We start from the raw sequence: 10,427 nt of genomic DNA, 5'->3' as shown, positions 1-10,427 counted from the left end.
GGTGTCGTTCGCGTCGCCGTGCGTGCTGCCGCTGGTGCCCGCCTACGTCGGGTACCTCGGGGGCATGACCGGCTCGGCCCAGAGCGCCTTCTCGGAGGGCAGCACGCTCGTCCGCACCGCCGCCCCCGCGCGCAGCCGCGTGCTGCTCGGCGTCGCCCTGTTCGTCGCCGGGTTCACCGCCGTGTTCGTCGCGCTGGCCGCGCTCGCGGGCTCGCTCGGCGGGGTGCTCGTGGAGTACCAGGACGTCATCACGCGGGTGCTCGGCGTCGTCGTCATCGTGCTCGGCCTCGGGTTCCTCGGGCTCATCCCGTTCCTGCAGAACGAGAAGCGCGTGCACCTCGCGCCGCGCGCCGGCCTCTGGGGTGCGCCGCTGCTGGGGATCACGTTCGGGCTCGGCTGGGTGCCCTGCATCGGCCCGACGCTCGCGGCGATCCTCACGCTCTCGCTCGACGGCGGCTCGGCAGGCCGCGGCGCGCTCCTGGCCGTGGCGTTCTGCGTCGGGCTCGGGCTTCCGTTCCTGCTGGTCGCCCTGTTCGTGGACCGGAGCAAGGGCGCCCTCGGGTTCCTGCGCCGGCACCGCCTGGCGATCATGCGCTTCGGCGGCGCGATGCTCGTGATCCTGGGCCTCGCGCTGGTCACCGGCGTGTGGGGCACCTGGGCGTCCTGGCTGCAGGGCGTCCTCGTCGGCGGCGACCCGTTCGTGCCGGTGGTGTGACGTGACGACGCACCGACCCGAGGGCCTGTCCGACGTCTTCATGGAGCCGACCGAGGCTCCCACGTCCGCCCCGCCGACCCTTCCGACGCTCGGGCTCGTCGGCTGGCTGCGCTGGGCGTGGCGCCAGCTCACGAGCATGCGCGTCGCGCTCCTGCTGCTCATGCTCCTGGCGGTCGCGGCCGTGCCCGGCACCGTGTGGCCGCAGCGCGCGCAGGACACCGCCAAGGTCGCGACGTACATCTCCGACCACCCGACCACCGGCCCCTGGCTCGACCGGCTCGGGTTCTTCGACGTGTACTCGTCGGTCTGGTTCTCCGCGATCTACCTCCTGCTGTTCGTCTCGCTCGTCGGCTGCATCCTGCCGCGCACCAGGGTGCACCTCGCGGGCGTGCGCGGCCGGCCGCCCCGAGCGCCCCGGCGTTTCACTCGGTTCCCCTCGCAGGGTTCGGGGGCGCTCGACGTCCCCCCGTCGCGGGCCGCCGAGCACTCGGCCACCGTGCTGCGCTCCGGCTGGCGCTGGTTGCCGTTCGTCCCGACCTACCGCGTCGACACCCGCGACGAGGGCGGCGGCACCTGGTCCGTCTCGGCGGAGCGCGGCTACCTGCGCGAGACCGGCAACCTCGTCTTCCACCTCGCGCTGGTCGGGCTGCTCATCTCGGTGGCCACCGGGCAGGTGCTGCACTACCGCGGGCAGGCGATCGTCGTGCAGGGCCGCGGGTTCGCGAACGCCCAGGTGGACTACGACACGTTCGAGCAGGGCACCGCCTTCTCGCCGTCGAACCTCGTCCCGTTCACGCTGCGGCTCGACGAGTTCGAGTCCCGCTTCGACCCCGACACGCTCCAGTCGCGCGACTTCACCGCGCACGTCACGCTCACCAACCCCGGCGAGGAGCCGGTGGCGGAGACCATCAAGGTCAACCACCCCCTCGACGCGGGCGGCGCGAAGGTCTACCTGCAGGGCAACGGGTACGCACCCGACATCACCGTCCACGACGCCGCCGGCGAGGTGGCCTTCTCCGGCCCCACCCCGTTCCTGCCGCAGGACGAGGTCTACACGTCCCGTGGCGTGCTCAAGGTGCCGGACGTCTCGGGCGACCAGGAGCAGATCGGCATCGTCGGCTACCTGCTCCCCACCGCGCAGGAGGTGGGCGAGGACCTCTACCGGTCGATCGACCCGCAACCGACCGACCCGTTGCTCGTGCTCTCGGTCTGGTCCGGGAACCTCGGGCTCGACACCGGCGTGCCGCAGAACGTCTACCAGCTGGACGAGGCGCGGATGACCCAGGCTGTCGACGACGACGGCACCACGGTCACGCTCTACGTGCGCCCGGGGGAGACGGTCGACCTGCCCGACGGGCTCGGCACCCTCACGTTCAACGGCCTGCCCCGGTACGTGGCGCTCGACCTGCGGCACGACCCCGCACTGCCGTTCGTGCTCGTCTTCGCCCTGCTCGCCTTCGCGGGGCTCGCGACCTCGCTCTTCGCCCCGCGGCGACGCCTCTGGCTCCGGTTCGCACCAGGCGGCGGCGAGGACACCGGTCGTACAGTGGTGACCGCGGCCGGGCTGGCGCGCGGCGACGACGTGGGCCTCCAGCCCGAGCTCGACAGGGTGCTCGCGCAGACCCTCGCCCAGACCGACGACGGATCCCCGGTCGCCCCCCGCGGCCCGACCTCTGGAGAGAGCACGCCATGACCACCGGTGACCTGAGCACCCTGCTCGTGTGGGGTGCCGCCACGGCGTTCACCATCGCGCTCATCGCGTTCAGCGCCGACCTCGCGCGGATCGCCGAGCGTTCCCAGCGACGCGTCCCCGAGCTCGCCACCGCGGGCGCCGTGCGCGATTCCCGGCCTGCGACCGCCATCAGCGGCTCCGAGGAGCAGAGCGCGCCCGGCCGGTCGGTGCGAGCCGAGGGCATCGCCCGGTCCACGACGGTGCTCGGCCTGGTCATGCTCTTCGCCGGCATCGTGCTGCGCGGGATCGCCGCCGGTCGCTGGCCGACCGCCAACATGTACGAGTTCACGATCGTCGGCGTCTTCGTGGCGGTCCTCGTGCTCACCCTCGTGCAGCGCCGCCGGATCATCGCGTTCGTCGGCGTGCTCGTCACGGGCATGGCGGTGCTCGCGCTCGTGCTCGCGCTGAACGCCTTCTTCATCCAGGCCGACCAGGTGCAGCCCGCCCTGCAGAGCTACTGGCTGATCATCCACGTCGGCGTCGCGATCACCGCGACCGGCATCTTCACGGTCGCGTTCGCGGCGTCGGTGCTCCAGGTGCTGAAGAGCTACCGCGAAGAGGCCGCCGCCGACGCTCCCGCGGTGGCCGTGGGTGCGTCCGGCCAGCCGGTCGCAGCCTCCTCTGGCGCCGCGCGCGCCGACCGGGTCCGCCGGGTCGTCGGCGGGCGCCGGTTCGGGTGGCTCGAGCAGGTGCCCGGCTCGCGTGAGCTCGAGGCCATGTCGTTCCGGCTCAACGCGATCGCGTTCGTCCTGTGGACCCTCACGCTCATCGGCGGGGCCATCTGGGCGGAGCACGCCTGGGGTCGGTACTGGGGCTGGGACCCCAAGGAGGTCGGCACGTTCGTGGCGTGGGTCGTGTACGCGGCCTACCTGCACGCCCGGACCACCCGCGGCTGGAGCGGACGGCGGGCGGCGTACTTCGTGTTCGTCGGCTACGCGGTGGTGCTGGCCAACTTCACGGTCGTCAACCTGGTGGTCACCGGGAAGCACTCGTACTCGGGCGTCTGACCGTCGCAGTCGGACCCGTCACGGAGCCGAGGGCGGCGGCGGCGCGTCGCCCGAGGCGCCGGGGTCGGTCCGCCGGCGGTCCTCGTCGAGCCGCCACAGGAACTCGGGGTCGTCGTCGGGAGCCGTCGGCCGCCTGCTCTGTCGCGGCGTGCCCGGCTGCCCGGCGGCCGCGGTGCGTCGGGACCACCGCACGGCGAGCCACCCGAGCGCACCCAGCAGCGGCACGAAGAGGATCAGCAGGACCCAGAAGGCCGGGTGCACCCCGAGCCGCTCCTCGGCGGTGCTGCGGACGACGTCGAACACGCAGTAGACGGTCAGTCCGATGATCAGCAGGACGGCGAGGTTCCTCACCTCGTCAGACTAGACGCCGCTCGGCGGACGGGCGCCCCCGCGGAGCGTCCTACGCTGGGACCGTGCCTTTCGTCGTCTACTCGGTCCTGCGCCTCGCCCTCTTCGGTGCCTGCCTCGGTCTGCTCTGGTGGGCCGGCCTGCGGTCGTGGCTCGTGGCCGTCGTCGCCGCGTTCCTGGCGTGGGGGCTGTCGTACGTGCTGCTCAGCGGCCCGCGGGACGCCGCTGCGCGTCAGCTGGCCGAGCGTGCGGAGCGTCGGCGACAGGCCGGGGACAAGACGGTTCTCGGCAGGCGCGCGCAGGAGGACGCCGACGTCGAGGACGCGGCCGACGAGGCCACGCGGACGCAGGACTCCTAGAGTGCCAGGCCCAGCCCCAGGAGGACGCCGAACCCCAGCTCCAGCATCCCGGTCCCGGCGAGCACGGGGACCAGCGCGCGGCCGCGGGCGCCGAGCAGCACGGTGACCGCGAGGACGACCGCCGGCGCCAGCAGGAGCAGGACGAGGAGCGTCCACGGCGACGCGAACGCGCACACGATCCCGCCGAGCAGGACGGGCAGGATCACCAGCCCGGCGTAGGCGCGTCGGGCCAGGCGGTCACCGAGCCGCACGGCGAGGGTGCGCTTGCCGACGAGGGCGTCGGTGGGGATGTCGCGCAGGTTGTTGGCCATGAGGAGGGCGCACGCGAGCATGCCGACGGACACCGCACCGACCCAGGCGGGCCACGAGAGCTCGTCGGCCTGCGTGTACGTGGTGCCGAGCACCGCGACGAGGCCGAAGAAGGTGAACACGCCGACCTCGCCGAGCCCGAGGTAGCCGTAGGGGTTCTTGCCGCCGGTGTACCCCCAGGCCGCCGCGATCGCGATCACCCCGACGCCGAGCAGCCACCAGTAGCCGCTCACGTACACCAGCGCGAGCCCGAAGAGGCCGGCGACGCCGAACGCCGCGAACGCCGCGGCCTTGACGGTGCCCGGGCTGGCGGTGCCGGACGCGGTGAGCCGCAGCGGGCCTACGCGGTCGACGTCGGTGCCGCGGATGCCGTCGGAGTAGTCGTTGGCGTAGTTCACGCCCACCTGCAGCGCGAGCGCCACACCGAGCGCCAGCGCGCCACTGCCGAGGTCGGCCTCGCCGAGCTGGGCCGCCGCACCGGTGCCGACGAGCACGGGGGCCGCGGCGGCCGGGAGCGTCCGCGGTCGTGCACCCTGCACCCAGTCGCTGGCTGTCGTCACGGGGAGGTCCTCTCGAGGTGGCGGGCGGCGAGCAGCGTGGCGGCCCGACGGTCGATCTTGCCCGGCCCGCGCAGCGGGAGCGAGTCCGCGAGCACGAGGTGCCGCGGCGCGTGGGCGGCACCGAGCCTGTCGGTGACGGCGGCGCGGGCGTCGGCGAGCGAGGGCGGGGCGACRTCGGGCCGCGGGACGACGACGGCGACGACCAGCTGACCCCACTCGCTGTCCGGGATCCCGACGACGCACACCTCGCCGACGCCGGGCAGGCCGGTGAGCACCGACTCCACGGGCCCGGGCGGCACCTTGACGCCCCCGGTGACCAGCACGTCGTCCGCGCGACCGAGCACGTGCAGAGTCCCCCCGGTCCACGTGCCCACGTCGGTGGTCCGCAGGTGGCGGACGCCGTCCACCTGCACGAACGCGGCCGCGTCGAGGTCCGGACGCCCGAGGTAGCCGTCCGCCAGCACGGGACCGGCCAGCAGGATCCGTCCGTCGGGGTCGAGGTGCACGGACACGCCGTCCAGCGGTCGTCCGTCGTACACGCACCCGCCGCAGGTCTCCGACATGCCGTAGGTGGTGACCACGCGGACGTGCGCGGCGGTGGCGCGGGCCAGCAGGTCCGGACTCGTCGCGGCGCCGCCGAGCAGCACGGCGTCGAACGAGGCGAGGGCGGTCGTCGCGGCGGGGTCGTCGAGCAGCCGTACCAGCTGCGTGGGCACCAGGGAGGTGTACCGCGGTCGTGTCCCGGCCATCGCGTCGGCGGCCGCCACGAAGTCGGGCGCGCGGAACGGTCCCGAGGTCATCGCCACCGGCACCGTGCCCGCCAGCACCGAGCGGACCAGCACCTGCAGCCCGGCCACGTGGTGCACGGGCAGCGCCAGCAGCCACTGCCCGGGGCCGGAGAGCCGGGCGCCGGTGGCGGCGGCCGACGMGCGCAGGGCAGATCCCGACAGCAGCACGGCGCGGGGATCGCCCGTGGAACCCGAGGTGCGCACCACCACGGCGACCGCGTCGGGGACCTCGGTGGCGTCGACCGCACCCGGCGACACGGCCGGTCCGGTGCCGGTCAGCGCGGCCTCGAGCGCAGGGAGCAGGATCTCCGGCCGCGCGGGGACGTCACGCAGGGGCCGGCTCACCCGCCCAGCGTAGGTCCGTCTGCGCGCGCCTCCGCCCGGGCGAGGCGTCGTCACGCCGTAGAGTGTCGCGCGATTCACACCCGAAGGAGCACCGTGCCGTCCGTCCTCACCGCCTCGCCCGCCCGCCGTCGGGCAGCCGTGCTCGTGGCCCTCACCGCCGGCGCCACGCTCGCGCTCGGCGCGTGCAGCGGACCGCCGAGCGACCCCACGCCGGTCGCCCCCGTGACGCAGGCTCCCGTCATCGAGCCCGCGAAGGCAGCTCCGCCCGCACCCGTCGTCCCGCCGCGCTGGCCGCTCACGGGTGTCACCGCCCCGGAGGCTTCCACGCGACCGGCGCTCGCGATCAAGGTGGAGAACTCGACGGAGGCCCGCCCGCAGACCGGTCTCGACCAGGCGGACGTCGTCTGGGAGCAGGTCGTCGAGGGTGGCATCACCCGGTTCGTCGCGGTGTACCAGTCGCAGGTGCCCGCCGAGGTGGGCCCGATCCGCTCGGTCCGGCCGATGGACCCGGCGATCGCCGCGCCGCTGCACGGCCTCATCGCCTTCTCCGGCGGTCAGCAGCCGTTCGTCCAGGCGTTGAAGAACGCGGGTCTGCAGACGATCAGCATGGACGCGGGCGCGGGCGGCTTCTACCGCAAGAAGGGCGTCGGTCCGGCGCCGCACAACGTCTACGGCACGCCCCAGACGTTCTGGGACCAGGCCGACGGCAGCCACTCCGCCGCGCCGGCCGCGCAGTTCGTCATCGCGAAGGTGCCCGAGAAGGCCACCGCGGTGGTCTCCGGAGGCCCGTCGTCGACCGTGGCCGTGCGCCTCTCCGGCTTCGCGCGGCCCACCTGGACCTGGGACGCGGGGACGGCGACGTGGCTGCGCGCGGAGGGTGCCACCCCGGCGACCGTGCGGTCCGGCGCCCGGATCGCCGCGACGAACGTCGTGACGCTCAAGGTCCGCCTCATCGACTCCGGCACCAAGGACCCCGCCGGCAACCCGGTCCCGGAGACCGTGCTCGAGGGCACGGGCGACGCGACCGTCTCGTCCGGGGGCAAGACGGTCACCGGCACGTGGACCAAGGCAGGCACGGACGCGGTCCTCACGCTCGCGACGCCCGACGGTGCCGTGATGACGCTCGCGCCCGGGACGACGTGGGTAGAGCTGGTGCCGACGACCTCGGGCGCCGTCACGATCAGTTGAGAAGACCCGGGCCGGCCGGTACGGCAGCCTGGTGCAGTGCAGGTGGACGACGGGGGAACGCGATGACGACGACGACACGACGACGGACGGGGGGCGTAGCGGCGCTGCTCGCGGCGCTGGCGCTGGCCGTCGCGGGCTGCAGCTCACCGCAGGAACCGCCGCAGGAGTCGCCGCCGCCCGTGGTGCAGGGGCCGACGATCGCGCCGGACAAGGGGCCGGCGCCGGTGCCGGTCGTCCCGCCCACCTGGCCGTTGACCGGGGTGGCGGGGGAGCCGGCTGCGCGACCGTCGCTCTCGGTGAAGATCGAGAACACCGCGGTGGCGCGCCCGCAGACCGGGCTGGAGCAGGCGGACGTCGTCTGGGAGACCATCGTCGAGTTCGACGTGTCGCGGTTCATCGCGGTGTACCACTCGCAGGTGCCGGCCGAGGTGGGCCCGATCCGCTCGGTCCGGCCGATGGACCCCGTCATCGTGGCGCCGATGCACGGGCTGCTCGCGTTCTCGGGTGGCCAGCAGGGCATCCTCGATCTCGTGGCGGCCAGCGGCGTGCAGATGATCAGCCACGACGCGGGAGCGCCCGGCATGTACCGGACCAAGGACCGTGCGGCGCCGCACAACGTGTACGGCACCCCGCAGACGTTCTGGGACCAGGCCGACGCCAACCACCAGGCGCCGCCCGGCGAGCAGTTCACGTTCGCGCGTAGCGCCGACCGCGCCGCGGCCGTCGTGAGCGGCACGCCGGCGAACACCCTGTCGTTCCGGCTCTCACCCGCGTCCAACCCGACGTGGGGCTGGGACGCGGGCAGCGGCACCTGGGCGCGGTCGGAGGGCGCGGCACCCGCGACGGCACGCAGCGGAGCGCGGCTGACCGCCGTCAACGTCGTGTCGATCACGGCCGACCACCCGAACTCCGGCTTCGGTGCGCAGGGTGGCGCCCCGGTGCCGACCTACTCGCTCGTGGGCGCCGGCGACGGCGTCGTCGCGACGGGCGGCAAGACCGTGGCCGTCCGGTGGCAGAAGGACTCGCAGGACGCACCGATGCGGCTGTTCACGGCGGACGGGAAGCCCGCGGACCTGGCGCCCGGGAACACCTGGGTCGAGCTCGTGCCGGCCGGGAGCGGGTCGCTCACCGTCGGCTGATCCGGAGAGGTTGTCCGCCCACGGGATGATCTCCGGGGGCGGGTTGGCCACCCCAGGGCGGGAGCACGACGGGCCTGCGGACCGATGCCCGAGGTCGGGTGCGCGGACGAGGCTGGACGCATGGCCAGTCTCACCCACCCGCACCCCACACCCGTCGAGCACGACGTCCGGTCGCTCGGCGCGGTCATCGTCTCGGCCGTCGTCCTCGTCGCGCTGCTCGTCGGCGCCGCGGGCGTCCTCGGCTCGATCGTCGACCTCGCCGGCTGGGCCCTGTCCAGCAGCTAGTACGCGTACGGGAAGCCCGACCAGTCGGGCTCGCGGCGCTGCAGGAACGCGTCGCGCCCCTCGACCGCCTCGTCGGTCATGTACGCCAGCCGGGTCGCCTCGCCGGCGAACACCTGCTGCCCCGCCAGGCCGTCGTCCGCCAGGTTGAACGCGAACTTCAGCATGCGGATGGCCTGCGGCGACTTGGTCGCCATGATCCGGGCGTACTCCAGCCCGGCCTCCTCGAGCTGCGCGTGGTCGACCACGTCGTTGACCGCGCCCCACGCGAGCGCCTGCTCCGCCGAGTACTCGCGGGCCAGGAAGAAGATCTCTCGGGCACGCTTCTGCCCCACCTGCCGCGCCAGCAGCGCCGACCCGTAGCCGCCGTCGAACGAGCCCACGTTGGCGTCGGTCTGCATGAACCGGGCGTGCTCGCGGCTGGCGATGCTGAGGTCGGCGACGACGTGCAGCGAGTGACCGCCCCCGGCCGCCCACCCGTTCACGAGCGCGACGACGACCTTGGGCATGGTCCGGATCAGGCGCTGGACCTCGAGGATGTGCAGGCGGCCGGCGCGYGCGGGGTCCACGTCCCGCGCGGTCTCGCCCGACGCGTACTGGTAGCCCGAGCGACCGCGGATGCGCTGGTCGCCGCCGGAGCAGAACGCCCAGACGCCGTCCTTCGGGCTCGGGCCGTTGCCGGTGAGCAGGACGGTGCCGACGTCGGAGGTCGTCCGCGCGTGGTCGAGCACCCGGTAGAGCTCGTCGACCGTGTGCGGCCGGAAGGCGTTGCGGACCTCCGGGCGGTCGAACGCGACGCGGACGACGGGCAGGTCCCGCGCGACCGCGCCGGAGGCCACCTGGTCYGCGCTCGGGCGGGCGAACCCGCGGTGGTAGGTGAGGTCGGTGAGGTCGTCGAACCCGTCGACCGTGCGCCAGCGCGTCGGGTCGAAGGTCTCGGAGACGGAGTCCGGCAGCGGAGGCAGGGTCACGGCGGCAGCCTAACCGCGCAGACGCGTTCTGGTACGCTTGTACCAGAACGTGCGCGGGACGGCGGAGGTTGCCACCCGGCGCGCACGCGGAGGTGCACACCATGGCCTGGATCGTCCTCGTCCTGTCCGGCATGCTCGAGGCCGGCTGGGCGCTCAGCCTCAAGGCGTCCGACGGCTTCACCAAGCTCGTGCCCAGCGTGATGTTCGTGGTCTTCGCGGTCCTCTCGCTCGGTGGCCTCTCCTGGGCGCTGAAGTCGCTCCCGGTGGGCGTCGCCTACGGAGTCTGGGTCGGCATCGGGGCGGCGCTCACCGCGGTGCTCGCGGTCGTCCTGTTCCACGAGACCGTCTCGGTGCTGAAGATCGTGTCGCTCGTGCTCATCGTCGCCGGCGTCGTGGGCCTCAACCTCTCCTCGGCTGGTGCGCACGCATGAGCGGGCGGGGCGTGCGGGGCAAGGGCGCGCGCCGCCGGGAGGAGCTGGCCCGCGCGGCCGCGACCCTGATGCTGCGCGAGGGGCCGGGTGCCCTCACGCACCGGCGCGTCGCGCTCGAGGCAGGGGCCTCGCTCTCGGCCACCACGTACTACTTCGCGTCGCTCGACGAGCTGGCGGCGGCGGCCGGCAGCGCGCTCGCCGACGCATGGGCCGAGCACGCCCGGGCCGTCGTCGCGCGCGCCCCGGCCGTCAC

12 protein-coding genes and 1 pseudogene are annotated in these 10,427 nt (G+C 74.0%); 9 read left to right on the top strand and 4 right to left on the bottom strand.

The window, feature by feature from the left end; genetic code table 11:
• From AC1DUQ_RS09960 to ccsB, 3 genes are all read left to right on the top strand, one after another.
• Positions 1-715: cytochrome c biogenesis CcdA family protein (locus tag AC1DUQ_RS09960; RefSeq protein WP_477073729.1), on the top strand; the 715-nt coding region annotated here is incomplete at its 5' end.
• A gap of 40 nt (positions 716-755) precedes the next feature.
• Positions 756-2,408: a cytochrome c biogenesis protein ResB gene (gene resB, locus AC1DUQ_RS09955; protein ID WP_477061631.1), complete on the top strand. Its 1,653-nt coding sequence runs from the start codon at positions 756-758 to the stop codon at positions 2,406-2,408.
• The gene (ccsB, locus tag AC1DUQ_RS09950) at positions 2,405-3,454 is read left to right on the top strand and encodes a c-type cytochrome biogenesis protein CcsB (RefSeq protein ID WP_477061295.1); all 1,050 of its coding nucleotides are present in this window, start codon (positions 2,405-2,407) and stop codon (positions 3,452-3,454) included. Before resB ends, ccsB begins: the two co-directional genes overlap by 4 nt.
• Positions 3,455-3,472: 18 nt before the next feature.
• Here the strand turns inward: ccsB and AC1DUQ_RS09945 are convergent, their stop codons facing one another.
• Positions 3,473-3,805: a PLDc N-terminal domain-containing protein gene (locus tag AC1DUQ_RS09945; protein ID WP_477061296.1), complete on the bottom strand. Its 333-nt coding sequence runs from the start codon at positions 3,803-3,805 to the stop codon at positions 3,473-3,475.
• Positions 3,806-3,867: 62 nt separating this feature from the next.
• Here AC1DUQ_RS09945 and AC1DUQ_RS09940 point away from each other — a divergent pair, with 62 nt between their 5' ends.
• Entirely contained in the window at positions 3,868-4,161 is a 294-nt protein-coding gene (locus AC1DUQ_RS09940) for a DUF4229 domain-containing protein (protein ID WP_477061297.1), read from the top strand.
• Here AC1DUQ_RS09940 and AC1DUQ_RS09935 read toward each other — a convergent pair.
• On the bottom strand, positions 4,158-5,030 hold the full coding sequence (locus tag AC1DUQ_RS09935) for a 1,4-dihydroxy-2-naphthoate polyprenyltransferase (protein WP_477061298.1): 873 nt from the start codon (positions 5,028-5,030) through the stop codon (positions 4,158-4,160). The genes AC1DUQ_RS09940 and AC1DUQ_RS09935 overlap by 4 nt on opposite strands.
• A complete protein-coding gene (menE, locus tag AC1DUQ_RS09930; RefSeq protein ID WP_477073728.1) occupies positions 5,027-6,163 on the bottom strand; it encodes an o-succinylbenzoate--CoA ligase in 1,137 nt (378 codons plus the stop codon). Before menE ends, AC1DUQ_RS09935 begins: the two co-directional genes overlap by 4 nt.
• Before the next feature lie 93 nt (positions 6,164-6,256).
• Between menE and AC1DUQ_RS09925 the strand changes: the two genes are divergently transcribed.
• The 3 genes from AC1DUQ_RS09925 (at position 6,257) to AC1DUQ_RS09915 (ending at position 8,775) form a co-directional block, all read left to right on the top strand.
• On the top strand, positions 6,257-7,351 hold the full coding sequence (locus AC1DUQ_RS09925) for a DUF3048 domain-containing protein (RefSeq protein ID WP_477061300.1): 1,095 nt from the start codon (positions 6,257-6,259) through the stop codon (positions 7,349-7,351).
• A gap of 62 nt (positions 7,352-7,413) precedes the next feature.
• Positions 7,414-8,490 carry a DUF3048 domain-containing protein gene (locus tag AC1DUQ_RS09920; RefSeq protein ID WP_477061301.1) on the top strand — a complete coding sequence of 359 codons (1,077 nt, stop codon included), beginning with the start codon at positions 7,414-7,416 and terminating at the stop codon, positions 8,488-8,490.
• A gap of 120 nt (positions 8,491-8,610) precedes the next feature.
• Positions 8,611-8,775, top strand: coding sequence for a hypothetical protein (locus AC1DUQ_RS09915; RefSeq protein WP_477061302.1), 165 nt, complete (start codon positions 8,611-8,613; stop codon positions 8,773-8,775).
• Here the strand turns inward: AC1DUQ_RS09915 and AC1DUQ_RS09910 are convergent.
• On the bottom strand, positions 8,772-9,737 hold the full coding sequence (locus AC1DUQ_RS09910; protein WP_477061632.1) for a 1,4-dihydroxy-2-naphthoyl-CoA synthase: 966 nt from the start codon (positions 9,735-9,737) through the stop codon (positions 8,772-8,774). The genes AC1DUQ_RS09915 and AC1DUQ_RS09910 overlap by 4 nt on opposite strands.
• A gap of 107 nt (positions 9,738-9,844) precedes the next feature.
• Here AC1DUQ_RS09910 and AC1DUQ_RS09905 point away from each other — a divergent pair, with 107 nt between their 5' ends.
• Together AC1DUQ_RS09905 and AC1DUQ_RS09900 are read left to right on the top strand one after the other, a co-directional pair.
• Positions 9,845-10,174, top strand: a complete 330-nt coding sequence (locus AC1DUQ_RS09905) for a DMT family transporter (RefSeq protein ID WP_477061303.1) — start codon at positions 9,845-9,847, stop codon at positions 10,172-10,174.
• A pseudogene (locus AC1DUQ_RS09900) lies at positions 10,171-10,427 on the top strand (hypothetical protein); the annotation flags it as partial. The gene AC1DUQ_RS09905 and the pseudogene AC1DUQ_RS09900, both read left to right, overlap by 4 nt.

Source organism: Cellulomonas sp. P4_B5_2 (genome assembly GCF_056402235.1).
Note: the sequence above shows the minus strand (reverse complement) of the source record. Positions and strands in the feature narration are given on the sequence as shown.

What these genes read in the sequence shown, in the direction of transcription:
- AC1DUQ_RS09920 (WP_477061301.1), top strand. Translation starts at nt 7,414, where the DNA reads ATGACGACGACGACACGACGACGGACGGGGGGCGTAGCGGCGCTGCTC.
- resB (WP_477061631.1), top strand. Translation starts at nt 756, where the DNA reads ATGGAGCCGACCGAGGCTCCCACGTCCGCCCCGCCGACCCTTCCGACG.
- AC1DUQ_RS09905 (WP_477061303.1), top strand. Translation starts at nt 9,845, where the DNA reads ATGGCCTGGATCGTCCTCGTCCTGTCCGGCATGCTCGAGGCCGGCTGG.
- AC1DUQ_RS09915 (WP_477061302.1), top strand. Translation starts at nt 8,611, where the DNA reads ATGGCCAGTCTCACCCACCCGCACCCCACACCCGTCGAGCACGACGTC.
- ccsB (WP_477061295.1), top strand. Translation starts at nt 2,405, where the DNA reads ATGACCACCGGTGACCTGAGCACCCTGCTCGTGTGGGGTGCCGCCACG.